The following is a 23653-nucleotide window of genomic DNA, read 5'->3' on the forward strand; positions in this document are numbered from 1 at the left end:
TGCGCCGGGCCACTACCGGCCCGGCGCAGTCGATTATGCTAAGCCAGGAGAACATCATGTACGCTTTAACCCACGGCCGCATTTATACCGGCCACGAAATTCTCGACAACCACGCGGTAGTGATCGCTGACGGCCTGATTGAACGCGTCTGCGCCGTGGATGCCCTGCCTGAAGGGATCGAAACCCGTGACGTTGGCGGCGCGCTGATTGCGCCGGGTTTCATCGACCTACAGCTGAACGGCTGCGGTGGCGTACAGTTTAATGATGACCTGGCGGCTATCAGCGTTGAAACACTGAACATTATGCAGCGGGCCAATGAAAAATCCGGCTGCACCAGCTTTCTGCCGACCCTGATTACCAGCAGCGATGAGCTGATGATCCGCGCCGTTGAAGTGATGCGGGCGTATCTGGCGCAGAATCACGGCCAGGCGCTGGGCCTGCATCTTGAGGGACCGTGGTTAAACCCGCTGAAAAAGGGCACCCACGATCCGGCGCTGATCCGCGCCCCCTCCCCGCAGCTGGTGGATTTCCTCTGCGATAACGCGGATGTGATTAGCAAAATTACCCTGGCACCGGAGAAGGTGGCACCGGCAGTGATCCGCCGTCTGCGTGACGCTGGCATCGTCATCTCCGCCGGGCACTCGCACGCCACCTGTGACGAGGCGCGAGAAGGTATTCGCGCCGGGGTGAGCTTTGCTACCCATCTGTATAACGCCATGCCCGCCACCACCGGCCGGGAGCCGGGGCTGATCGGCGCGCTGTTCGACTCACCTGATGTCTGGTGCGGCATTATCGCCGACGGCCTGCACGTCAATTATGCCAACATCCGCAACGCCAAACGCATCAAAGGCGACAAGCTGGTGCTGGTGACCGATGCCACCGCGCCGGCGGGTGCCTGTATTGATCGGTTCATTTTTGCCGGTAAAACAATATACTATCGCGACGGGTTGTGCGTGGATGAAAATGGCACGCTGAGCGGGTCGGCCTTAACTATGATTGAAGCCGTGGCGAACAGCGTTGAACACGTCGGCATCTCACTGGATGAGTCGCTGCGTATGGCGTCACTCTACCCGGCCCGGGCAATGGGGGTGGATGCACAGTTGGGTTCAATTGAGGCCGGAAAAGTGGCCAACCTGACCGTGTTCACCCGCGATTATAAAATCACCCGTACCATCGTGAATGGTCACGAGGTCTATAGCGAGTAGAGCGTTAATGAGCACTGGCGGCCTGGCACAGATAGGAAATGTTGACCTTGTTAAACAATTAAACAGTGCGGCCGTCTATCGGCTTATCGATCAGCAGGGGCCAATCTCACGGATTCAGATTGCCGAAATCAGCCAGCTCGCGCCCGCCAGCGTCACCAAAATCACCCGTCAGCTGATCGAGCGCGGGCTGATTAAAGAGGTGGATCAGCAGGCCTCCACCGGCGGTCGCCGCGCCATCTCCATCGTCACCGAACCGCGCGGCTTTAACACCATCGGCGTGCGCCTCGGCCGTAACGACGCCACCCTGACCCTGTTTGACCTCAGCGGTAAAAGCCTGGCAGAGGCGCACCACCCGCTGCCGCAGCGCACCCAGGAGACGCTGGAAAACGCCCTGTTTACCGCCATCGCCGACTTCTGCGAGCAGCATCAGCGCAAGCTGCGCGAGCTGATCGCCATCTCCGTCACCCTGCCCGGCCTCGTCGACCCGAACAACGGCATCATTCGCTATATGCCGCACATCAACGTCGGCCCGTGGCCGCTGGTGGCCAGCCTGGAAAAACGCTTTAACGTCACCAGCTTTGTCGGCCACGATATTCGCAGCCTGGCGCTGGCAGAGCACTATTTTGGCGCATCCCGCGATTGCGCCGACTCCATCCTGGTGCGCGTGCATCGCGGAACGGGTGCCGGCATTATTGCCAACGGCCATATTTTTCTCGGCAGCAACGGTAACGTTGGCGAACTGGGACATATCCAGGTTGACCCGCTGGGCGAACGCTGTCACTGCGGTAACTTCGGCTGTCTGGAGACCATCGCCGCCAACGGCGCGATTGAAAATCGCGTGCGCCACCTCCTGACCCAGGGCTATCCCAGCAGCCTGACGCTGGATGACTGCCAGATCCAGCCGATCTGTCGGGCAGCCAGCCAGGGTGACGCGCTGGCCACCGAAGTGATCGAGCACGTCGGCCGTCACCTCGGCAAAGCTATCGCCATCGCCATTAACCTGTTTAACCCGCAGAAGGTGGTGGTAGCCGGTGAGATAACCGAAGCGCAGAAGGTGCTGCTGCCGGCGATCGAAGGCTGTATCAATACCCAGGCGCTGAAAGACTTCCGCAAAAATCTGCCGATCGTCCGATCCGAGATCGACCACCGTTCGGCCATTGGCGCATTTGCGCTGGTTAAACGGGCAATGCTTAACGGCATTCTGCTGCAGCGCCTGCTGGAAGCGGAACCGCGTTAATCCCGCGTTAGCCCCTCATGGCCTTTCGAATGCCCGCCCCTTGCGGGCATTTTTTATCGCCGGGTGGTCGGTTTTTGTCCCGTTTTATTGGTTTATTAGTGAATCAACAATAAAAACCCTGTAAAAATGTCAATTCATCAATAAATCCACCGCACCAGCCTGCAATTTCCCAGCTAAACCTTAAATCACTTGCATCCCCTGCTCTGTTAGCGCATTTTCTTATACATCAGGCGATACACGTCGCTGCAAACCAATAATGTTTACAACATCACCACCGCAAGGTATGTCGTTAGGGAGCTGTATATGTGTTCTATTTTTGGTGTACTGGATCTGAAAACTGACCCCACTGAACTGCGTAAGAAAGCGCTGGAGCTTTCCCGTCTGATGCGCCACCGTGGCCCGGACTGGTCCGGCGTCTACGCCGATGACCACGCGATCCTCGCCCACGAGCGTCTGTCGATCGTCGACGTCAACAACGGTGCACAGCCGCTGTACAACGCAGCCCGTACCCATGTCCTGGCGGTAAACGGTGAGATCTACAACCATCAGGCGCTGCGTGCAGAGCTGAGCGATCGTTATGAGTTCCAGACCGACTCTGACTGTGAAGTGATCCTGGCGCTGTACCAGGAAAAAGGCGTCGACTTCCTGGACGAGCTGCAGGGCATGTTCGCCTTTATCCTGTATGACACTGAAAAGCAGACGTACCTTATTGGCCGCGACCATATCGGTATTATCCCGCTGTACACCGGTAACGACGAGCACGGCAACCTGTTTGTCGCCTCTGAAATGAAAGCGCTGGTGCCGGTTTGCCGTACCATTAAAGAGTTCCCGGCGGGCAGCTACCTTTCCAGCACCGACGGCGAAATCCGCCAGTACTGGCAGCGTGACTGGTTTGACTATGCGGCGGTAGAGAACAACACCACCGATGCAGCAGGCCTGAAAGCCGCGCTGGAAGAGTCGGTGAAAAGCCACCTGATGTCAGACGTGCCTTACGGCGTGCTGCTGTCCGGCGGTCTCGACTCTTCGATCATCTCCGCCATCACTAAAAAGTATGCGGCGAAGCGCGTAGAAGACCATGACAAGAGCGAGGCCTGGTGGCCACAGCTGCACTCCTTCGCGGTGGGCCTGGAAGGTTCCCCGGACCTTAAAGCGGCAAAAGCCGTGGCAGAGCACCTGGGCACCGTGCACCATGAAATTCACTTCACCGTGCAGGAAGGCCTCGATGCGATCCGCGATGTGATCTACCACATCGAAACCTATGATGTGACCACCATCCGTGCGTCAACGCCGATGTACCTGATGTCCCGCAAGATTAAGGCGATGGGCATCAAGATGGTGCTGTCCGGTGAGGGTGCCGATGAAGTGTTTGGTGGCTACCTGTACTTCCATAAAGCGCCGAACGCCCGTGAATTCCACGAGGAGAACGTGCGTAAGCTGCAGGCGCTGCATATGTTCGACTGCGCCCGTGCCAACAAGGCGATGTCTGCCTGGGGCGTGGAAGCCCGCGTACCCTTCCTGGACAAGAAGTTCCTCGACGTGGCGATGCGCATCAACCCGGCTGATAAACTGTGCGGCAGCAACGGCAAAATGGAAAAACACATCCTGCGCGAGTGCTTCGAATCCTATCTGCCGGCCAGCGTCGCCTGGCGTCAGAAAGAGCAGTTCTCTGACGGCGTAGGCTACAGCTGGATCGATACCCTGAAAGAAGTGGCCGCGGCGCAGGTCAGCGACCAGCAGTTGCATACCGCCCACTTCCGTTTCGCGTACAACACGCCGACGTCAAAAGAAGGCTACCTGTACCGTGAAATCTTCGAAGAACTGTTCCCGGTGCCAAGCGCGGCCGAGTGCGTGCCTGGCGGCCCGTCAGTCGCCTGTTCTTCGGCGAAAGCGATAGAGTGGGATGAAGCGTTCAGGAACATGGACGACCCGTCTGGCCGCGCCGTCGGCGTACACCAGTCAGCTTATTAATCAAGATGATGTTGTACTAACCAACGGGCCTGACGGCCCGTTTTTTTTTGCGTTTGCTTATGATACCCGCTGTTTTCGCCGATTAAATCGCCAGACTGGTTACAGGCCAGCCAAACAACACGTTTATGACAAAAAACGGCAAAAAAGGTGTTGACGCTTTTGGGCCAACTCCGCATAATGCGCCCCGCAACGCCGATGAAGGTTACGCAAAAAAAGAAGGCTACTTAGCTCAGCTGGTTAGAGCACAGCACTCATAATGCTGGGGTCACAGGTTCGATTCCCGTAGTAGCCACCATCTTTTTTTTTGCGGGAGTGGCGAAATTGGTAGACGCACCAGATTTAGGTTCTGGCGCCGCAAGGTGTGCGAGTTCAAGTCTCGCCTCCCGCACCATTTCCATAGTTGGCTTGCACGGATGGGGTATCGCCAAGCGGTAAGGCACCGGTTTTTGATACCGGCATTCCCTGGTTCGAATCCAGGTACCCCAGCCAGTTTTTTTAGAAGTATCTGTTTGACTGATCACGAGACTGTGATGCGGACATTGGGATATCGCCAAGCGGTAAGGCACCGGTTTTTGATACCGGCATTCCCTGGTTCGAATCCAGGTATCCCAGCCAGTCAGCAGGGAGTAAAAGCAGTAACGCAGTAAATTTAGGCTACTTAGCTCAGCTGGTTAGAGCACAGCACTCATAATGCTGGGGTCACAGGTTCGATTCCCGTAGTAGCCACCAAATTTATTGGGGTGTCGCCAAGCGGTAAGGCACTGGTTTCTGATACCAGCATTCCGGGGTTCGAATCCCTGCACCCCAGCCATATCAAGACGGCTGGTTAGTTTGGTCGCAAAGTACAAGTCGCTCGGGTTAACCGGTCGCAATGATAATTGGGGTGTCGCCAAGCGGTAAGGCACTGGTTTCTGATACCAGCATTCCGGGGTTCGAATCCCTGCACCCCAGCCAATCAGTAAAGAAGCCCGCTTACGCGGGCTTTTTTGCGTCTGGCGTTTGTATAGCCTCTGGCTCATCCGCACCTCCTGCCCAGATCTGCCAGCTACCGTTCCGACATTCTGCACTGCCCACTGAATCCTTCCTGCCGGGGATCCTCTGCCGCTGCGGCACAAAAAAACCGGCTTGCGCCGGCTTATGCACGATCAGGAGCCTGTAGCGACCTGCAGCGGAACGCCACAAGCCTCTGCCGGGCGCTACAGGCCCAGCGCGTAGCGCAGCGCCTGACGTTTCAGCACGCCAGAGTTCTCGGCGGCCAGCAGCCCAAGGTTGCGCAGCACCTTTAACGGCCCGGCCGGGGTGCTGAAGGCAAAGTAGAACAGATCCATGCCGCTCTGCATCAGCTGGTTGTCCAGCCGCCGTTTGCGCTGGTAACGCTGCAGTACCGCTTCGGACGCCCAGTCCTCCGCCCGCGAGCGTGAGTCACATAACACCCCAGTCAGCGCATCCACGTCGCGGTAACCGAGGTTAACCCCCTGCCCGGCCAGCGGGTTGATGGTATGCGCCGCATCGCCAACCAGCGCCAGCCCCGGCAGCACATAGCGTGAGGCGTGGCGACGCACCAGCGGGAAGGCCCCGCGGCCTGCCACCTCCACCGGCCCGAGGCGCGGCGGGAAGTGCGCCTGAATCTCTTTTTGCAGCTGTGCCAGCGGCATCGCCTGCAGCTGGCGGATACGCGCCGGGCTGTCGTACCACACCAGCGACGCCCAGCGGTCAAACAGCGGCAGGAAGGCTCGCGGCCCCTGCGGGGTAAACTGCTGCCAGGTGGTATCACCGGCGTCCTGCCCGCCGCGTACGCTGATCAGCATGCAGGACTGAGCATAGTTCCAGCCGTGCACGCCAATCCCCGCCAGCTGCCGCACCTGTGAATTGGCCCCGTCGGCCCCCACCACCAGCCGCGCGTCCAGCGCCTCACCGTCCGCCAGCGTTAAGCGCCAGCCGCCGTTAACCGGCTGCAGATCCTGCAGCTGCGCCGGGCACAGCAGTTGCACCGGCTGCTGCTGCAGGCGCTGCCACAGGGCGCGCTGCAGCACGCTGTTCTCGACCATATAGCCCAGCTCAGGCAGCCCCAGCGAGGCAGCATCAAACGCCACTTTTGCGCTCTGCCACTCCCAGGTCTCCAGCTGACGGTAGGGAACCGCGCGCATGGCCAGCACGTCCGGCCAGACGCCGAGCTGCCTGAGCAGCGCCACCGACGCTGCGCCAATGGCGGAAATGCGCACGTCCGGGTTGCTGGCGGCGTCAAACGCGGCGGGTTCACGCTGTTCCAGCACCGCCACGCTAAAGCCCTGTTGCGCCAGCCCGCTGGCCAGCGCCGCGCCGACCATGCCGCCACCGACGATGGCAACGTCCACCTTATGCTTATTCTCTGTCATTGTTTTTCCTTCAACCGGGAGCATCCGCCGTGCGGTACCTCTACACTTTGCAGGGGTAATTCTGTTATCCTGACCAACCTTAGGGGATATCCCTTAATTGTACCGGAAATTCCTTCACATACGGCATACCGTACGGCGGTTTTGCCTGGCTGTGAACGTATCCTACGCGCCCGGCCTCTCTTTCTGCATGACATATGGCAAGTCGATGACAAAAAAACTGCATATCAAAACCTGGGGCTGTCAGATGAATGAGTATGACTCATCCAAAATGGCTGACCTGTTAAACAGCACCCACGGTTACACCCTGACCGACGAGGCGGAAGACGCCGACGTGCTGCTGCTTAACACCTGTTCTATTCGCGAAAAGGCCCAGGAAAAAGTTTTTGCGCTGCTTGGCCGCTGGCGCAAGCTGAAAGAAGCGCGCCCCGACCTGATTATCGGCGTCGGCGGCTGCGTGGCCTCGCAGGAGGGTGACAAGCTGCGCCAGCGCGCCAGCTGCGTGGATATCGTCTTTGGCCCGCAAACGCTGCACCGCCTGCCGGAGATGATCAACCGCGTACGCGGCAGCAACAGCCCGGTGGTCGACGTCAGTTTTCCGGAGATCGAGAAGTTTGATCGCCTGCCGGAGCCGCGCGCCGATGGCCCGAGCGCCTTCGTGTCGATCATGGAAGGCTGTAACAAATACTGCACCTTCTGCGTAGTGCCCTACACCCGTGGCGAAGAGGTCAGCCGCCCGTCGGACGACGTTTTATTTGAAATTGCGCAGCTGGCGGCGCAGGGCGTGCGTGAAGTCAATCTGCTCGGGCAGAACGTAAATGCGTACCGCGGTGCCACCTTCGACGGCGGCATCTGCTCGTTTGCCGAACTGCTGCGGCTGGTGGCGGCGATCGACGGCATCGACCGCATTCGCTTCACCACCAGCCACCCGATCGAGTTCAGCGACGATATCATCGCGGTCTATGGCGATACGCCGGAGCTGGTCAGCTTCCTGCACCTGCCGCTGCAGAGCGGCGCGGACCGCATTCTGACGCTGATGAAACGCGCCCACACCGCGCTGGAGTATAAGGCCATCATCCGCAAACTGCGGGCGGTCCGCCCGGATATTCAGATCAGTTCGGACTTTATTATCGGCTTCCCGGGCGAGACCCAGGCCGATTTCGAGCAGACCATGAAGCTGGTCGGCGAGATCAACTTCGATACCAGCTACAGCTTTATCTACTCATCCCGCCCCGGCACCCCAGCGGCCGACCTGCCGGACGACGTCTCTGACGACGAGAAGAAGCAGCGCCTGTATATCCTGCAGGACCGCCTCAATCAGCAGGTGCTGGCCTGGAACCGACGGATGCTCGGCAGCGTACAGCGGATTCTGGTCGAGGGCATCTCGCGTAAAAACGTGATGGAGCTTTCCGGTCGCACCGAGAATAACCGCGTGGTCAACTTTGAAGGCAGCCCGGAGCACATCGGTAAGTTTGTCGACGTGGAGATTGTCGACGTCTACGCCAACTCGCTGCGCGGCATCTTCCTGCGCGGTGAGGAACAGATGGGGCTGCGGCTTAGCGAAACGCCGGCCGCGGTGATTGCCCGTACCCGTAAGGAAAACGAGCTCGGCGTGGGCCTTCACCAGCCCTGAGCCCCGCCTTTTGCGGCAAGCCTCGCAGTTTGCCGCGAGTTTTCATCGGGTTGCGCTTGCTTTCTGAACACTCTGCCCAAATATCCCGGTTGAGGCTTGCACCTTCGCGCCGTGCCATAAATAATTCACTATGACAGTGGCGTGCAGCGGGTAAGCTGCCCTCAATTTCTCAACCCGGCCCTGAGTGACCCAAAGGATTAGTTTGAATATTGAAACACGTGAAATTAGCGTAGAACCGTTTGATAACACCCGGCTGCTCAGCCTGTGTGGCCCCTTTGATGACAATATCAAGCAGCTGGAGCGCCGGCTGGGGATTGAAATTGTCCGTCGTGATAACGCCTTCAAACTGACCGGCCGTGCCCTCTGCGTGCATGCAGCCGTCGATATTCTGCGCGATCTCTACGTGGATACCGCCCCGGTGCGCGGCCATATCCCGGATATCGACCCGGAGCAAATCCACCTGGCGATCAAAGAGAGCGGCGTGCTGGAACAGACCGCCGACAGCGTGCCGGAGTTCGGCAAGGCGATCCATATCAAGACCAAACGCGGAGTGATTAAACCGCGCACGCCTAACCAGGCGCAGTACGTGGCCAATATTCTCGACCACGACATCACCTTCGGCATCGGCCCGGCCGGTACCGGTAAAACCTACCTGGCGGTGGCGGCGGCGGTCGACGCGCTGGAGCGCCAGGAGATCCGCCGCATCCTGCTGACCCGCCCGGCCGTTGAGGCAGGTGAAAAGCTCGGCTTTCTGCCCGGCGACCTCAGTCAGAAGGTCGATCCTTACCTGCGCCCGCTGTATGACGCGCTGTTTGAGATGCTCGGCTTTGAACGCGTTGAGAAGCTGATCGAACGTAACGTGATCGAAGTCGCCCCGCTGGCCTATATGCGCGGCCGCACGCTGAACGACGCCTTTATCATCCTCGATGAGAGCCAGAACACCACCATCGAACAGATGAAGATGTTCCTGACCCGCATCGGCTTTAACTCCAAAGCGGTGATCACCGGTGACGTCACCCAGATTGACCTGCCGCGCAACCTGAAGTCCGGTCTGCGCCACGCGATTGAGGTGCTCTCCGGGGTGCCTGAACTGAGTTTTAATTTCTTCCACAGTGAAGATGTGGTGCGCCACCCGGTGGTGGCACGCATTGTGGTCGCCTATGAAGCCTGGGAAGCCGCCGATCAGAAACGGCGCGATGCTCAGGCCGAAGAACGTAAACGTGAAGCGCTGGCACTGCAACAGGCTTCACAGGAGAGCAAATGAGTTCTGTTATTCTTGATCTGCAAATTGCCTGCGCCAGCGAGCAGGGCCTGCCGGCGGAAGCCGATTTTCAACGCTGGCTGGAGGCGGTGCTGCCGCAGTTTCAACCTGAGAGCGAAGTCACCGTACGTCTGGTCGATGAAGCAGAGAGCCGCGAGCTCAATCACACCTACCGCGCTAAAGATAAGCCGACCAACGTGCTGTCGTTCCCGTTCGAGGCGCCGCCGGGTATTGAGCTGCCGCTGCTGGGCGACCTGATCATCTGCCGTCAGGTGGTGGAGCAGGAAGCCGCCGATCAGGAAAAAGCGCTGGAGGCCCACTGGGCGCACATGGTGATCCACGGCAGCCTGCACCTGCTGGGTTATGATCATATTGAAGATGACGAAGCCGAAGAGATGGAATCGCTGGAGACCGAGATAATGCTTGCTCTTGGCTATGCCGATCCGTACATTTCGGAGAAAGAATAAGTAGCGGCACGCTACTCCCCCGGGCGAGGCCTCTGCCGCACCCGGGCCTGTGCCATCCGCCTGCCCCGCCGGGGCAGCCGATTTCTTAAGAGAGAGAAAAACTCAAAAACGCCATGAGCGATGACCATTCACAGAACAACGACAGTCCCGCCAGTAAAAAGGGCTTCTTTTCACTGATCCTCAACCAGCTGTTCCACGGCGAACCGAAAAACCGTGATGACCTGCTGGAGCTGATTCGCGATTCCGAGCAGAACGAGCTGATCGACCCCGATACCCGCGACATGCTGGAGGGGGTGATGGATATCGCCGGCCAGCGCGTACGCGATATCATGATCCCGCGTTCGCAGATGATCACGCTGCGGCGTAACCAGACGTTGGAAGAGTGCCTGGCGGTGATTATCGACTCCGCCCACTCCCGCTTCCCGGTGATCAGCGAGGACAAAGACCACGTTGAAGGCATCCTGATGGCCAAAGACCTGCTGCCGTTTATGAGCAGCAGTTCTGAACCGTTCAGTATTGAGAAAGTGCTCCGCCCGGCCGTAGTGGTGCCTGAAAGCAAGCGCGTTGACCGCATGCTGAAAGAGTTCCGCTCACAGCGTTACCACATGGCGATCGTCATTGACGAGTTTGGCGGCGTCTCCGGCGTGGTGACCATTGAAGATATTCTTGAACTGATCGTTGGCGAAATTGAAGATGAATACGACGACCAGGAAGAGAGTGATATCCGTCAGCTTAGCCGTCACGCCTACACCCTGCGTGCCCTGACGCCGATCGAAGATTTCAACGAGGCGTTCGGCACCCACTTCAGCGATGAAGAGGTCGACACCATTGGCGGCCTGGTGATGCAGGGCTTCGGCCATCTGCCGGCGCGCGGTGAAAGCATTACCATTGACGGCTACCAGTTTAAAATTGCGATGGCCGACAGCCGCCGCATCATTCAGATTCACGTCAGGATCCCGGACAACTCGCCGCAACCCACTCTGGAAGAGTAATCACCGTATGGCAATTGCCTCCTTACTTCAGCGCCAGCGGGTTCGCCTGCTGCTGGCGCTTTTAACGGGTGCCGCTGGCACCCTCTCTTTTTCACCTTATGATTTCTGGCCCGCGGCGCTGGTTTCGCTGCTCGGGCTGCAGGCGCTGACGCTGCACCGCACCACCCGTCAGGCCTGCGCCATCGGTTTTGCCTGGGGCTTTGGCCTGTTCGGCAGCGGCATTAACTGGGTCTACGTCAGCATCGCCACTTTTGGCGGCATGCCGGGACCGGTGAATATCTTCCTGGTGGTGCTGCTGGCCGCTTACCTGTCGCTCTACCCAATGCTGTTTACCGCACTGCTCAACCGCCTGCTGCCGCGCGCCTCGCTGCTGCGCCTGGCCGTGGCGGCACCGGTGCTGTGGCAAATCACCGAGTTCCTGCGCGGCTGGATCCTGACCGGTTTCCCGTGGCTGCAGTTTGGTTACAGCCAGATTAACGGCCCGCTAAAAGGGCTGGCTCCGCTGGTCGGCGTAGAGGGGATCACCCTGCTGCTGATGGTGATTGCCGGGCTGGCGGTTTACGCCGCGATCCACCGCCGTGCGGCGGCTGCCGTCGCCGCGCTGGCGCTGCTGGCGCTGCCCTGGCCGCTGCGGCTGGTAAACTGGTTTACGCCGCTGCCGGAACGGGCGGTGGAGGTTGCGCTGGTGCAGGGCAATATCGCCCAGTCGCTGAAGTGGGACCCGAACCATCTGGTCACCACCCTGAACACCTACGCCACGCTCAGCCGCCCGTACCTGGGCAAAGCACCAATCATTATCTGGCCGGAATCCGCCATCCCGGATCTGGAGACCAATCAGCAGCCGTTCCTGAAGACGGTGGATGCGCAGCTGCGCGGCGCCGGCAGCAGCCTGATCACCGGCATCGTCGATTCGCGGCTGGAAGCGAACCGCTACCACGACTACAACTCGATTATCGTGCTCGGTGGCCCGCAGCCGTATAACTACTTCAGCGGCAACCGTTACCAGAAGAACCATCTGGTGCCGTTTGGCGAGTTCGTACCGCTGGAGTCGCTGCTGCGCCCGCTGGCGCCGTTCTTCGACCTGCCGATGTCCTCGTTCAGCCGCGGCAGCTACGTGCAACCACAGCTGCAGGTGGCCGGTTACAACCTGACCGCCGCGATCTGTTACGAGATCGTGCTCGGTCAGCAGGTGCGCGATAACTTCCGCCCGGACACCAACTTCCTGCTGACCATCTCGAACGATGCCTGGTTCGGCCACTCGATCGGCCCGTGGCAGCACCTGCAGATGGCGCAGATGCGCGCACTGGAGCTGGGCCGCCCGCTGCTGCGCAGCACCAATAACGGCGTAACCGCGGTGGTCGACGCCAGTGGCAACATTGCGCAGACCATCCCGCAGTTTGAAGCCGGCGTGCTGGCGGCTAAGGTCACCCCCACCAGCGGGCTGACACCGTATGCCCGTATCGGAAACGGGGGCGTCTGGCTGCTGTCGCTGCTGCTGGCCGCCGCCGGCTCGCTGATGGCGTGGCGCTCGCGCCGCCGGATGTAATCTGTATCCGCTACATCGCCGGGGGCAAGGGATTGCCCGCCGGCTGTTTTGCTGATTGCCGAAATACGCGCGCGATCTCCTGCTCATAAACGCCGCACGACGGCCACCTCTCTTCTCACGACAGACGTCATTATCCCGTAAATAACACCGGAGCGGCACTCTCAAGGATATCGCCCTCCCCCACGCTACCGCCGAATCTGCCTTGCCTTGCCTTGCCTTGCCTGTCTTGCCTGTCTTGCCTGTCTTGCCTGTCTTGCCTGCCTTGCCTTGCCTTGCCTGTCTTGCCTGCCTGTCTTGCCTGCCTGTCTTGCCTGCCTGTCTTGCCTGCCTGCCTGCCTGCCTGCCTGCCTGCCTGCCTGCCTGCCTGCCTGCCTGCCTGCCTGCCTGCCTGCCTGCCTGCCGGGCAGCTTATGCTGCATTTCTGTTAAAAAACCGCCGTTGGCACGATGATTGCAAAATATTTCTGTAGAAACGCGCGCTGGCCTGGCATCCGCCTGCGATGAAAGACTTTTTGCCTCATCAGAGTGCAGGTGATGCACCATTTTTGAGCAGTCGATCTTTTTTCGCCCCCAAGTGGTGCGGCATGCCTCGCAAATACACAAAGAATTCATATCAAGCCGTTAACATTCGGCTATGTTATGGAGGAACAGCGCGCGTTAACGCTGGAATAAAAACAGATAAACAGCAGAAACACACACATCACGTCGGCGCTACAGGCGCCAAAAACCACACAGGAGCAGGAACATGACATTACGGAAACTGGCACTTTGCCTTGCACTGGCTGGCGTCATCTCAGGCGTTGCTTACGCAGAGGATGCTGCACCGGCTGCCCAGGGTGCCACGCTGGACAAAATTGCCAAAAACGGCGTTGTCGTTGTCGGCCACCGTGAATCCTCCGTCCCGTTCTCTTACTACGATAACCAGCGTAACGTCGTCGGCTATTCACAGGCTTACTCTGACGCTATCGTTGCCGCGATCAAGAAGCAGCTGAACAAACCGGACCTGCAGGTTAAATTCCTGCCGATCACCTCGCAGAACCGTATTCCACTGCTGCAGAACGGCACCTACGATTTCGAATGTGGCTCCACCACTAACAACCTGGAGCGCCAGAAGCAGGCGTCCTTCTCTAACAGCATCTTTGTGGTCGGCACCCGTCTGCTGGTGAAGAAAGGCGGCCCGGTTAAAGATTTCGCCGACCTGAAAGGCAAAACGGTGGTGGTCACTTCAGGTACCACCTCTGAGATCCTACTGAACAAGATGAACGATGAGCAGAAGCTGAATATGCGCATCATCAGCGCCAAAGACCACGGTGACTCATTCCGTACCCTGGAGAGCGGCCGCGCCGTGGCATTTATGATGGATGACGCCCTGCTGGCGGGTGAACGTGCGAAAGCCAAAAAGCCGTCAGACTGGGAGATCCTCGGTACGCCACAGTCGCATGAAGCCTACGGCTGTATGCTGCGTAAAGACGATGCGGACTTCAAAAAACTGCTGGATACCACCATCGCCCAGGAGCAGACCTCCGGTGAAGCCGCTAAGTGGTTCGATCGCTGGTTCAAGCAGCCTATCCCACCGAAAAATATGACGATGGACTTCGAACTGTCCGACGACATGAAGGCACTTTTTAAAGCCCCTAACGACAAGGCAATGAATTAATAATGACAACACGCCTGCACGGTGTTCCTGTTGCGTTACGCAGAGGGTCATCAGCCAGGCTAAAAGGGCGGCACTGCTGCCCTACGATTGCTGAACACAGGCCCGGACAGACCCAGCCCGGCTGATATGGCGGACGCCATACGGTCGGGCGAAGGTAGTCACCGGTCGTTCCCCGGTGGTTACGCAAGGGCCTTTCATCAATCTTCAGGGTAGCGGTCGCTACCCTTTTTTTACCGGAGTCTTTTATGTCTATCGATTGGAACTGGGGGATCTTCCTGCAACAGGCCCCCTTCGGCAACACCACCTATCTCGGCTGGCTGTGGTCTGGTTTTCAGGTCACCATTGCCGTCTCCGTATGTGCCTGGATTATCGCGCTGCTGGTCGGTTCACTGTTCGGCATCCTGCGCACCGTGCCTAACCGCCTGCTGGCCGCTATCGGCACCTGCTACGTTGAGCTGTTCCGAAACGTCCCGCTGATCGTGCAGTTCTTTATCTGGTACCTGGTGGTGCCGGAGCTGCTGCCGCAAGGGCTGGGCATGTGGTTTAAATCCGAGCTCGACCCGAATATTCAGTTCTTTACCTGTTCGGTGCTCTGTCTTGGTCTGTTTACCGCCGCCCGCGTCTGCGAGCAGGTACGTGCCGCGATCCAGTCGCTGCCCTACGGCCAGAAAAATGCCGGGCTGGCGATGGGGCTGACGCTGCCGCAAACCTACCGCTACGTGCTGCTGCCTAACGCCTACCGGGTGATCGTGCCGCCGATGACCTCCGAGATGCTGAACCTGGTGAAAAACTCCGCCATCGCCTCGACCATCGGTCTGGTGGATATGGCGGCCCAGGCCAACAAGCTGCTGGACTATTCGGCCCACGCCTATGAGTCATTTACCGCCATCACGCTCGCCTATATCGCGATTAACGCGGTGATCATGCTGTTGATGAGTCTGGTCGAACGCAAAGTTCGTCTGCCGGGGGGCAAATAATGTATCAATTTGACTGGAGTACTATCGTACCCAACCTGCCTTACCTGTGGGACGGGATGCTCGTTACCCTGAAGATTACCGTCACCGCGGTGATTTTCGGTATCGTCTGGGGCACCCTGCTGGCGGTGATGCGCCTTTCCAGCTTTAAACCGATCAGCTGGTTCGCCCGCCTGTACGTCAACCTGTTCCGCTCGGTGCCGCTGGTGATGGTGCTGCTGTGGTTCTATCTGGTGGTGCCAAGCTTCCTGCAGCAGGTGCTGGGGCTGTCGCCGAAGACCGATATTCGTCTGATCTCGGCGATGGTGGCCTTCTCGCTGTTTGAAGCCGCCTACTACTCCGAAATTATTCGTGCCGGCATCCTCAGCATCGCCCGCGGTCAGGGTAACGCCGCGCTGGCGCTGGGCATGACCCAGTGGCAGTCGATGCGGCTGGTGATCCTGCCGCAGGCGTTCCGCGCCATGGTGCCGCTACTGCTCACCCAGGGCATCGTGCTGTTCCAGGATACCTCGCTGGTCTACGTGCTCAGCCTGGCGGACTTCTTCCGTACCGCCGACACCATCGGCATCAATAACGGTACAGAGATCGAAATGGTGCTGTTTGCCGGCGCAATCTACTTTGTTATCAGCCTTAGCGCTTCGCTGCTGGTCAGCCATTTAAAGAAAAAAAGGACGGCATAAATGATTTCCCTGAAAAATGTTTCTAAGTGGTATGGTCAATTTCAGGTGCTGACCGACTGCTCGACCGAAGTGAAAAAAGGCGAAGTGGTGGTGGTGTGCGGCCCGTCCGGCTCCGGCAAATCCACCCTGATCAAAACCGTTAACGGCCTGGAGCCGGTGCAGCAGGGCACCATTGAAGTCGACGGCACCGCCGTCAACGACAAGCGCACCAATCTGGCGAAGCTGCGCTCGCGGGTCGGCATGGTGTTTCAGCACTTTGAGCTGTTCCCGCATATATCCATCGTCGACAACCTGACGCTGGCGCAGGTCAAGGTATTAAAGCGTAATAAAGAAGAGGCAAAGCAGAAGGGGCTGAAGCTGCTGGAGCGCGTTGGCCTTGCCGCGCACGCCAACAAATTCCCCGGCCAGCTCTCCGGCGGCCAGCAGCAGCGCGTGGCGATTGCCCGCGCGCTGTGCATGGATCCGATCGCTATCCTGTTTGATGAGCCGACCTCAGCGCTCGATCCGGAGATGATCAACGAGGTGCTCGACGTGATGGTCGAACTGGCCAACGAAGGCATGACCATGATGGTGGTAACCCACGAAATGGGCTTTGCCCGCAAGGTGGCCAACCGGGTGATCTTTATGGATGAGGGGAAAATCGTTGAGGACTCACCGAAAGATGAGTTCTTTAACAACCCGCAGTCCGAACGGGCGAAAGATTTCCTGGCGAAAATCCTGCATTAAGCCGAAGGATGAGCTTAACATGATGAAATCATAAATCATCTTGTTAGCAGCGATTATGCAGCCGTTTGATAAGCCTGAAATTATCATCACGACTTATCGCATCAACATTCCAGCAGCAGCATCGTTCAACGATGCCGCTGCTGGTTGATTCACCCACCACACTATTTTCTCACCCATTTTTATGTTTTTACAGCGTGAGATTTCTTCATAACAGGCTGATAATGCCTGATACAGGTAACCGCATAAGAAATAACGATTAAAGCCTCTGGGGAATGTAATTTTTTAATCAACACCAAACGTCGATACGTAATAAGCACCAACAGCGAAAAAAGGCACCCTTAGGTGTACTAACAGGCGGGTAAAACATCGATAATATACTTTCATGTAAAACTAAAACCATAATCAAGCCTAATGTCGCGTGACTAATATTTAATCTCATCTACATTTTTGATTGGCCGGGCCTTAGAAAGAGGAAAACAGCCTGAGTCTGGAAGATGCTTTCATCAATGAGGTGATAACCAGGAGGAAATAATGACTGAGCATCTGCAAAAAACTTACACAGGCCTGCGAGCCAGGGAGGTGTTGAGTCAAAACCGGACGTTTGTGAGATGTAACTTTACAGATTGTACATTTGAAAACCTCCTCTTACGTAACAATGAGTTTGAGAACTGCAGTTTTAATGATTGCTCATTTAAACAGATAAGCCACTCATTTCTTAGAATAAATGATGTTATCTTTCGCAACTGTTTCATTCAGGGAACTTCATTTGATAACATATCATTTCCTCACTCGGTTTCTTTTTACAACTGCAGACTTAACCTCGTTGATTTTTTCAATATGGATTTACAGAAAAGCACCTTCAGTAACTGCTCTTTCAGAGAGTGCTCTTTCGCAGATTGTAATCTAAAGAAAAGCAATTTTACGAACTCTCATTTTTCGTATTCTGAGTTTCGTCGCGTAAACCTGAGCTACTGTGACTTCTCTGAAACAGAAGGGCTTGACATCAATCACGAAATAAACACCGTAGTGGGTATTACGTTGCCTCAGGACGCAGCGAATAAGATCCTGAAACGGATGAAAATCTTCATTGCCGGATGATTTTTTAGTAAGAATTTTTGCTCCATTTGCGTAGGGTTGTGCGCACGCTAAACATCGCAACTCAGATTCAGTGAACGGATCCATCAAATTCTGACAGGGCAACAGCGTTTCTGCCGAAAATGCTGTACTGTCCGCACCGGAACCAGGCCAGCCTGGCTCCGCGTTACCCTTGATCCGTCATTACGGTGAAAACGGCTGACGCACAAACTGATCGTGGCCGCACTCCGGGCAACGGGTGAGGATTTCCGGGGTATAGATGGCACGGGTAAACTGACACTGCTCGCACACCAGATTGCCGAGGCCGACCACTTCACCGCTCTGGTAAACGCCGTGGTGGTTGAGATCCTGAAACACCTCGCGCCACTCCAGCTGGCTCTTATCGGTAATGTCCGCAAGTTCTTTCCACAGGCTCTGGCTGATCACTCGCATAAATACGCTGTCGCTGAGCGGTTGTTCTTCCTCGTAGCTGCGGGCGAACTCCTCCAGGTCGCGGCGCACCGCGCGCGTCACATCATCAATTTCGTGGCGAGTGAGTTCACCCCGGTTTTGCATGCGCTGGCGGGCGCTCTCCACCAGCGCATCAATATCGCGCTCACCACGCTCAAGGCGCGTGGTCAGCGACGACACCAGCTCACGGTAGTACTGAGCAACCTTGTTCATAGACTCTCCTTATTGATAACGATGGCGTTTCCTCTCAGTCTAGTCGCTACCTGCCTTTTGCCTTATTTTCACCACCGATTTTGCAGCCCGGCTTCCAGCCTGCAGAGAAATGCCGCCCGTCGGTCTGCTTAGTGTTGTTGGGGTGGGGCGGGATCGGCTATGCTATGCCGATCTGAATGAACACGAAAAAAGTTTCTACAAAGGACTACTGGCCACCATGCAAGAGCAATATCGCCCGGAAGAGATAGAATCCCATGTACAGCAGCACTGGGATGAGCAGCAAACGTTTAAAGTGACCGAAGACGAAGGTAAAGAGAAGTACTACTGCCTCTCGATGCTGCCCTACCCTTCCGGCCGCCTGCATATGGGCCACGTGCGTAACTACACCATCGGCGACGTGATTTCCCGTTACCAGCGCATGCTGGGTAAAAACGTACTGCAGCCAATCGGCTGGGATGCCTTCGGCCTGCCGGCAGAAGGCGCGGCGGTGAAGAACAACACCGCGCCGGCCCCGTGGACCTACGCCAACATCGACTACATGAAGAACCAGCTGAAGCTGCTGGGCTTTGGCTATGACTGGAGCCGCGAGCTGGCCACCTGTCAGCCGGAGTACTACCGCTGGGAACAGTGGTTCTTCACTAAGCTGTATGAGAAAGGCCTGGTCTACAAAAAGACCTCTGCGGTGAACTGGTGCCCGCACGATCTGACCGTGCTGGCCAACGAGCAGGTGATCGACGGCTGCTGCTGGCGTTGTGATACCAAAGTTGAGCGTAAAGAGATCCCGCAGTGGTTTATCAAAATCACCGACTACGCCGACGAACTGCTGAACGACCTGGATACGCTGGAGAGCTGGCCTGAACAGGTTAAGACCATGCAGCGCAACTGGATTGGCCGCTCTGAAGGGGTGGAAATCGAGTTTAACGTCACCGACAGCGAAGAGACGCTGCGCGTCTACACCACCCGCCCGGACACCTTTATGGGCGTCACCTACCTGGCGGTAGCGGCGGGTCACCCGCTGGCGGCGCAGGCTGCTGCGTCTAACCCGGCGCTGGCCGATTTTATCGCCGAGTGCCGTAACACCAAAGTTGCCGAAGCAGAAATGGCTACTATGGAGAAAAAAGGCATGGCCACCGGCCTGTCGGCGGTGCATCCGCTGACCGGCGAAGCCGTGCCTGTCTGGGTAGCTAACTTCGTGCTGATGGAGTACGGCACCGGTGCGGTAATGGCCGTGCCTGGCCACGACCAGCGCGACTGGGAGTTCGCCACCAAATACGATCTGCAGATCAAGCCGGTGATCCTGGCCGCCGACGGCACTGCCCCGGATCTGAGCGAAGCCGCGATGACCGAGAAAGGCGTACTGTTTAACTCAGGCGAATTCGACGGCCTCTCGTTCGAAGAGGGCTTCAACGCCATCGCCAGTAAACTGGCAGAGAAAGGCGTTGGCGAGCGCAAGGTGAACTACCGCCTGCGCGACTGGGGCGTTTCCCGTCAGCGCTACTGGGGCGCACCGATTCCGATGGTAACCCTGGAAGACGGCACCGTGATGCCAACGCCGGAAGACCAGCTGCCGGTGATCCTGCCGGAAGACGTGGTGATGGACGGCATCAGCAGCCCGATCAAAGCTGACCCGGAGTGGGCGAAGACCACCGTTAACGGCCAGCCGGCGCTGCGTGAGACCGATACCTTCGACACCTTTATGGAGTCCTCCTGGTACTACGCCCGCTACACCTGTCCGGACTTTGATAAAGGCATGCTGGATCCTGCGGCGGCGAACTACTGGCTGCCGGTCGATCAGTACGTCGGCGGCATTGAGCATGCGATTATGCACCTGCTCTACTTCCGCTTCTTCCATAAGTTGCTGCGCGACGCGGGCCTGGTGACCTCTGACGAGCCGGCCAAACGCCTGCTGTGCCAGGGCATGGTCCTGGCTGACGCCTTCTACTACACCGGCACCAGCGGCGAACGTAACTGGGTCTCTCCGGTTGACGTCACCGTTGAGCGCGACGAGAAAGGCCGCATTACCAAAGCCAGCGACGCAGAAGGCCACGAGCTGGTCTACGCCGGCATGAGCAAAATGTCGAAGTCGAAAAACAACGGCATCGACCCGCAGGTGATGGTTGAACGTTACGGTGCGGATACTGTGCGTCTGTTTATGATGTTTGCTTCACCGGCCGATATGACCCTCGAGTGGCAGGAGTCCGGTGTGGAAGGCGCGAACCGCTTTATGAAGCGCGTCTGGCGTCTGGTGTTCGAACATACTGAGAAAGGGGCTACCCAACCGCTGGATGTTGCTACGCTTACTGAAGACCAGCAGGCGCTGCGTCGCGATCTGCATAAAACCATCAGCAAAGTGTCCGATGATATCGGCCGCCGTCAGACCTTTAACACCGCGATCGCGGCGATTATGGAACTGATGAACAAGCTGCTGCGCGCGCCGCAGGAGAGCGAACAGGATCGCGCGCTGATGCAGGAAGCGCTGCTGGCGGTGGTGCGGATGCTGTATCCGTTTACCCCGCACGCCAGCTTTGCCCTGTGGCAGGCGCTGGGCGGTGCTGGTGAGATCGATAACGCTGCATGGCCACAGGCTGATGAAGCGGCGATGGTCGAAGAGTCGGTGCTGGTGGTGGTACAGGTGAACGGCAAGGTGCGCGGCAAAATTACCGTCGCGGCCGATGCCACGCAGGAAGCCGTACAGGCGCGGGCGGCACAGGAGCATCTGGTCGCCAAGTATCTCGACGGCGTGACCGTTCGCAAAGTCATTTACGTCCAGGGCAAGCTGCTGAACCTGGTTGTGGGTTGATGTCAGGAGGAATTGTGCGACATCCGATAGTCTCTCTGCTGTTCACGCTGGCGGTGCTGGTCACCGCCGGCTGTGGTTATCACCTGCGTGGCACCACCTCGGTGCCGCCGGAAATGAAAACGCTGCGGCTGGACACGTCTGACCCTTACGGGCCGCTGGCGCGTTCGGTACGTGAACAACTGCGCCTGAATAACGTGAAGGTGGTTGACGACTCAGACGCGCGGACCGATGTGCCATCACTGCGTCTGCAGGCCGAAAGCATCAGCCGTGATTCCGCCTCGGTTTTCCAGGACGGGAAAACCGCAGAGTACTCGATGATGATGGTGGTAAACGCTCAGGTACTGGTGCCGAATAAAGGCATCTACCCGATCAGCACCACGGTCTATCGCTCATTCTTCGATAACCCGCTGGCCGCGCTGGCAAAAGATTCCGAGCAGCAGATTATCGTCGGTGAGATGCGTACTCTGGCTGCCCAGCAGCTGGTGCGCAAGTTGCTGACGGTGCATGCGGCGGAAAATGACGCCGCGATCAATACGCAGGATCATATCCCGTCGGCGACGGACAAACTGCCGGCGGCCAACGCCGTGACGGACAGTTCTTACAGCCGATGATCAGGATTTACCCTGAACAGCTAGGCGCGCAGCTCCGTGAGGGGCTGCGCGCCTGCTACTTATTGCAAGGTAGCGAGCCGCTGCTGCTGCAGGAAGCCCAGGATGCGATCCGGGCCGCCGCGCAGCAGCAGGCCTTTACCGAACACTTCAGCGTGACGCTGGAAGCGGGCACCGACTGGGATGATATTTTTTCACTCTGCCAGTCGTTAAGCCTGTTTGCCAGCCGCCAGACGCTGCTGCTTATTCTGCCGGATAACGGCCCCACTGCCGCGATGAGCGAGCAGTTACTGACCCTCGGAACCCTGCTGCACCCGGATATTTTGCTGGTGCTGCGCACCGGCAAACTCACCAAAGCCCAGGAGAACAGCGCCTGGTACAAGGCGCTAAGCCATAACGGCGTGCTGGTGCCCTGCCAGACGCCGGAACAGGCGCAGTTGCCGCGCTGGGTCAGCACCCGTGCAAAAAAGCTGCAGCTGCAGCTGGACGACGCGGCCAACCAGCTGCTCTGTTACTGCTATGAAGGCAATCTGCTGGCGCTGGCGCAGGCGCTGGAGCGGCTGTCGTTGCTGTGGCCGGACGGCAAGCTGACCCTGCCGCGGGTTGAACAGGCGGTAAACGACGCAGCCCATTTCACTCCGTTTCACTGGGTTGATGCGCTACTGGCCGGCAAGGGCAAACGTTCGCTGCACATCCTGCATCAGATGCGCTCGGAAGAGAGCGAACCGGTGATCCTGCTGCGCACCCTGCAGCGCGATCTGCTGCTGCTGGTCAACCTGCAGCGCCAGCAGGCGCAGACGCCGCTACGCACGCTGTTCGATCAGCAGCGCGTCTGGCAAAACCGCCGGACGCTGTTCAGCAGCGCGCTGGAACGGCTGTCTGGCGCACGGCTGCGCGAGGCGGTGCGGCTGCTGGCACGTATCGAACTGACCCTCAAGCAGGATTACGGCCGTTCGGTGTGGAGCGAGCTGGAAACGCTGTCGCTGCTGCTGTGCAATCCGGCGTTTCCGGCAGGATTTGACGATGTCTGAAGCCCTGCACGCGCTGTTCGGCGGCACCTTTGACCCGATCCACTACGGCCACCTGCGGCCGGTCGAGGCGCTGGCCGCCCAGGTCGGGCTGAGTAAGGTCACCCTGCTGCCAAACAACGTGCCGCCGCACCGTCCGCAGCCCGAGGCCAGCCCGGCCCAGCGCGTGGCGATGGTCAGTCTGGCGATTGCCGGCAACCCGCTGTTCGATCTCGACCTGCGCGAAATGCAGCGCAGCACCCCGTCGTATACCCTTGATACCCTGACCGAGCTGCGCGCCGAGCGCGGCGCGCTTCAGCCGCTGGCGTTTATCGTTGGCCAGGATTCACTGCTAAGCTTACATAAGTGGTACCGCTGGGAGGCACTGCTGTCGGTGTGCCATCTGCTGGTGTGCCAGCGCCCCGGCTACGCTACCCGCATGCCGGACGCGGAAATGCAGCGCTGGCTGGATCAACACCTCGCCGCTGATGCGGCAGAACTGCACAACCGCCCGGCCGGCCGGGTCTTTCTCGCCGACACGCCACAGATTGCCATCTCCGCCACGGAGATCCGCCAGCGCCGCCATCAGGGCCGTTCAGACCAGGATCTGCTCCCTCAGGCGGTCAGCGACTATATCGATCGCGAGGGTCTGTATCGGAATCCCGCTACGCGTGATACACTGCGCCGCTAATTTTTCGGGCTACTGCCCGGTTCACCGCTTTTTCCGCCGCCGTGCCAGCGTCATCAGGTCGCGCGCAGGTAA

The 23653-nt window shown here is 58.3% G+C and carries 19 protein-coding genes and 7 tRNA genes; 24 read left to right on the plus strand and 2 right to left on the minus strand.

Translation table 11 applies throughout. The features are described 5' to 3' along the window. Positions 1-56 precede the first annotated feature (56 nt). From nagA to GKQ23_RS17555, 10 genes are all read left to right on the plus strand, one after another. Entirely contained in the window at positions 57-1205 is a 1149-nt protein-coding gene (gene nagA / locus GKQ23_RS17510; RefSeq protein WP_212409014.1) for an N-acetylglucosamine-6-phosphate deacetylase, read from the plus strand. 7 nt (positions 1206-1212) lie between these two features. Continuing rightward, positions 1213-2442, plus strand: a complete 1230-nt coding sequence (locus tag GKQ23_RS17515) for an N-acetylglucosamine repressor (protein ID WP_056239951.1) — start codon at positions 1213-1215, stop codon at positions 2440-2442. Positions 2443-2745: 303 nt separating this feature from the next. Then, positions 2746-4410, plus strand: coding sequence for an asparagine synthase B (gene asnB, locus GKQ23_RS17520; RefSeq protein ID WP_212409015.1), 1665 nt, complete (start codon positions 2746-2748; stop codon positions 4408-4410). Between the two features lie 218 nt (positions 4411-4628). Then, positions 4629-4705, plus strand: a tRNA-Met gene (locus GKQ23_RS17525). Positions 4706-4716: 11 nt separating this feature from the next. Continuing rightward, positions 4717-4801: transfer RNA gene (locus tag GKQ23_RS17530), tRNA-Leu, on the plus strand. Between the two features lie 23 nt (positions 4802-4824). Then, positions 4825-4899: transfer RNA gene (locus GKQ23_RS17535), tRNA-Gln, on the plus strand. Positions 4900-4950: 51 nt separating this feature from the next. Further along, positions 4951-5025: transfer RNA gene (locus GKQ23_RS17540), tRNA-Gln, on the plus strand. 37 nt (positions 5026-5062) lie between these two features. Then, positions 5063-5139: transfer RNA gene (locus GKQ23_RS17545), tRNA-Met, on the plus strand. A 7-nt stretch (positions 5140-5146) separates the two neighbouring features. Then, positions 5147-5221, plus strand: a tRNA-Gln gene (locus GKQ23_RS17550). 68 nt (positions 5222-5289) lie between these two features. Beyond that, positions 5290-5364: transfer RNA gene (locus GKQ23_RS17555), tRNA-Gln, on the plus strand. A gap of 242 nt (positions 5365-5606) precedes the next feature. On the opposite strand, the gene ubiF is transcribed toward GKQ23_RS17555, so the two are convergent. Then, a complete protein-coding gene (ubiF, locus tag GKQ23_RS17560) occupies positions 5607-6785 on the minus strand; it encodes a 3-demethoxyubiquinol 3-hydroxylase (RefSeq protein ID WP_212409016.1) in 1179 nt (392 codons plus the stop codon). Between the two features lie 205 nt (positions 6786-6990). Here ubiF and miaB point away from each other — a divergent pair, with 205 nt between their 5' ends. The 10 genes from miaB to GKQ23_RS24205 all read left to right on the plus strand — a co-directional run bounded on the left by miaB (position 6991) and on the right by GKQ23_RS24205 (position 17815). Beyond that, on the plus strand, positions 6991-8415 hold the full coding sequence (gene miaB, locus GKQ23_RS17565) for a tRNA (N6-isopentenyl adenosine(37)-C2)-methylthiotransferase MiaB (RefSeq protein WP_056239960.1): 1425 nt from the start codon (positions 6991-6993) through the stop codon (positions 8413-8415). A gap of 202 nt (positions 8416-8617) precedes the next feature. Then, positions 8618-9679, plus strand: a complete 1062-nt coding sequence (locus tag GKQ23_RS17570; protein ID WP_056239962.1) for a PhoH family protein — start codon at positions 8618-8620, stop codon at positions 9677-9679. Beyond that, positions 9676-10143 carry an rRNA maturation RNase YbeY gene (ybeY, locus tag GKQ23_RS17575; RefSeq protein WP_056239967.1) on the plus strand — a complete coding sequence of 156 codons (468 nt, stop codon included), beginning with the start codon at positions 9676-9678 and terminating at the stop codon, positions 10141-10143. The genes GKQ23_RS17570 and ybeY overlap by 4 nt, the downstream gene beginning before the upstream one ends. Before the next feature lie 113 nt (positions 10144-10256). Further along, positions 10257-11135: a CNNM family magnesium/cobalt transport protein CorC gene (gene corC / locus GKQ23_RS17580; RefSeq protein WP_056239969.1), complete on the plus strand. Its 879-nt coding sequence runs from the start codon at positions 10257-10259 to the stop codon at positions 11133-11135. Positions 11136-11142: 7 nt separating this feature from the next. Then, complete coding sequence (gene lnt / locus GKQ23_RS17585) at positions 11143-12681, plus strand: apolipoprotein N-acyltransferase (protein ID WP_212409017.1); 1539 nt, start codon at positions 11143-11145, stop codon at positions 12679-12681. A 744-nt stretch (positions 12682-13425) separates the two neighbouring features. Continuing rightward, on the plus strand, positions 13426-14337 hold the full coding sequence (locus GKQ23_RS17590) for a glutamate/aspartate ABC transporter substrate-binding protein (RefSeq protein WP_212409018.1): 912 nt from the start codon (positions 13426-13428) through the stop codon (positions 14335-14337). 245 nt (positions 14338-14582) lie between these two features. Next, positions 14583-15314 carry an amino acid ABC transporter permease gene (locus GKQ23_RS17595; RefSeq protein ID WP_056239980.1) on the plus strand — a complete coding sequence of 244 codons (732 nt, stop codon included), beginning with the start codon at positions 14583-14585 and terminating at the stop codon, positions 15312-15314. Next, positions 15314-15991, plus strand: a complete 678-nt coding sequence (gene gltK, locus GKQ23_RS17600) for a glutamate/aspartate ABC transporter permease GltK (RefSeq protein WP_212409019.1) — start codon at positions 15314-15316, stop codon at positions 15989-15991. Before GKQ23_RS17595 ends, gltK begins: the two co-directional genes overlap by 1 nt. Then, the gene (locus GKQ23_RS17605) at positions 15992-16717 is read left to right on the plus strand and encodes an amino acid ABC transporter ATP-binding protein (protein ID WP_056239989.1); all 726 of its coding nucleotides are present in this window, start codon (positions 15992-15994) and stop codon (positions 16715-16717) included. It abuts the gene before it with no gap. A gap of 531 nt (positions 16718-17248) precedes the next feature. Beyond that, positions 17249-17815, plus strand: coding sequence for a pentapeptide repeat-containing protein (locus GKQ23_RS24205; RefSeq protein ID WP_056239992.1), 567 nt, complete (start codon positions 17249-17251; stop codon positions 17813-17815). Between the two features lie 180 nt (positions 17816-17995). Here the strand turns inward: GKQ23_RS24205 and GKQ23_RS17615 are convergent, their stop codons facing one another. Continuing rightward, positions 17996-18475 (minus strand): zinc ribbon-containing protein, encoded by a 480-nt coding sequence (locus GKQ23_RS17615; protein WP_212409020.1) that lies wholly within the window; start codon positions 18473-18475, stop codon positions 17996-17998. A 217-nt stretch (positions 18476-18692) separates the two neighbouring features. Here GKQ23_RS17615 and leuS point away from each other — a divergent pair, with 217 nt between their 5' ends. From leuS to nadD, 4 genes are read left to right on the plus strand one after another with little or no spacing between them, the layout of a single operon-like run. Beyond that, entirely contained in the window at positions 18693-21275 is a 2583-nt protein-coding gene (leuS, locus tag GKQ23_RS17620; RefSeq protein ID WP_101506643.1) for a leucine--tRNA ligase, read from the plus strand. A gap of 14 nt (positions 21276-21289) precedes the next feature. Beyond that, positions 21290-21886 carry an LPS assembly lipoprotein LptE gene (gene lptE, locus GKQ23_RS17625; RefSeq protein ID WP_101506642.1) on the plus strand — a complete coding sequence of 199 codons (597 nt, stop codon included), beginning with the start codon at positions 21290-21292 and terminating at the stop codon, positions 21884-21886. Then, positions 21883-22914, plus strand: a complete 1032-nt coding sequence (gene holA, locus GKQ23_RS17630; protein WP_212409021.1) for a DNA polymerase III subunit delta — start codon at positions 21883-21885, stop codon at positions 22912-22914. Before lptE ends, holA begins: the two co-directional genes overlap by 4 nt. Then, the gene (gene nadD, locus GKQ23_RS17635) at positions 22907-23581 is read left to right on the plus strand and encodes a nicotinate-nucleotide adenylyltransferase (RefSeq protein ID WP_212409022.1); all 675 of its coding nucleotides are present in this window, start codon (positions 22907-22909) and stop codon (positions 23579-23581) included. Before holA ends, nadD begins: the two co-directional genes overlap by 8 nt. Positions 23582-23653: the final 72 nt, after the last annotated feature.

Origin of the sequence: Erwinia sp. E602 (assembly GCF_018141005.1) — a bacterium.
Classification (GTDB): Bacteria; Pseudomonadota; Gammaproteobacteria; order Enterobacterales; family Enterobacteriaceae; genus Erwinia.

Excerpts from the sequence above, each read along its gene's own strand:
- nagA (WP_212409014.1), top strand. The coding sequence starts at position 57 with ATGTACGCTTTAACCCACGGCCGCATTTATACCGGCCACGAAATTCTC.
- GKQ23_RS17515 (WP_056239951.1), top strand. The coding sequence starts at position 1,213 with ATGAGCACTGGCGGCCTGGCACAGATAGGAAATGTTGACCTTGTTAAA.
- asnB (WP_212409015.1), top strand. The coding sequence starts at position 2,746 with ATGTGTTCTATTTTTGGTGTACTGGATCTGAAAACTGACCCCACTGAA.
- ubiF (WP_212409016.1), bottom strand. The coding sequence starts at position 6,785 with ATGACAGAGAATAAGCATAAGGTGGACGTTGCCATCGTCGGTGGCGGC.
- miaB (WP_056239960.1), top strand. The coding sequence starts at position 6,991 with ATGACAAAAAAACTGCATATCAAAACCTGGGGCTGTCAGATGAATGAG.
- ybeY (WP_056239967.1), top strand. The coding sequence starts at position 9,676 with ATGAGTTCTGTTATTCTTGATCTGCAAATTGCCTGCGCCAGCGAGCAG.
- corC (WP_056239969.1), top strand. The coding sequence starts at position 10,257 with ATGAGCGATGACCATTCACAGAACAACGACAGTCCCGCCAGTAAAAAG.
- lnt (WP_212409017.1), top strand. The coding sequence starts at position 11,143 with ATGGCAATTGCCTCCTTACTTCAGCGCCAGCGGGTTCGCCTGCTGCTG.
- GKQ23_RS17590 (WP_212409018.1), top strand. The coding sequence starts at position 13,426 with ATGACATTACGGAAACTGGCACTTTGCCTTGCACTGGCTGGCGTCATC.
- GKQ23_RS17595 (WP_056239980.1), top strand. The coding sequence starts at position 14,583 with ATGTCTATCGATTGGAACTGGGGGATCTTCCTGCAACAGGCCCCCTTC.
- gltK (WP_212409019.1), top strand. The coding sequence starts at position 15,314 with ATGTATCAATTTGACTGGAGTACTATCGTACCCAACCTGCCTTACCTG.
- GKQ23_RS17605 (WP_056239989.1), top strand. The coding sequence starts at position 15,992 with ATGATTTCCCTGAAAAATGTTTCTAAGTGGTATGGTCAATTTCAGGTG.
- GKQ23_RS24205 (WP_056239992.1), top strand. The coding sequence starts at position 17,249 with ATGACTGAGCATCTGCAAAAAACTTACACAGGCCTGCGAGCCAGGGAG.
- GKQ23_RS17615 (WP_212409020.1), bottom strand. The coding sequence starts at position 18,475 with ATGAACAAGGTTGCTCAGTACTACCGTGAGCTGGTGTCGTCGCTGACC.
- leuS (WP_101506643.1), top strand. The coding sequence starts at position 18,693 with ATGCAAGAGCAATATCGCCCGGAAGAGATAGAATCCCATGTACAGCAG.
- holA (WP_212409021.1), top strand. The coding sequence starts at position 21,883 with ATGATCAGGATTTACCCTGAACAGCTAGGCGCGCAGCTCCGTGAGGGG.
- nadD (WP_212409022.1), top strand. The coding sequence starts at position 22,907 with ATGTCTGAAGCCCTGCACGCGCTGTTCGGCGGCACCTTTGACCCGATC.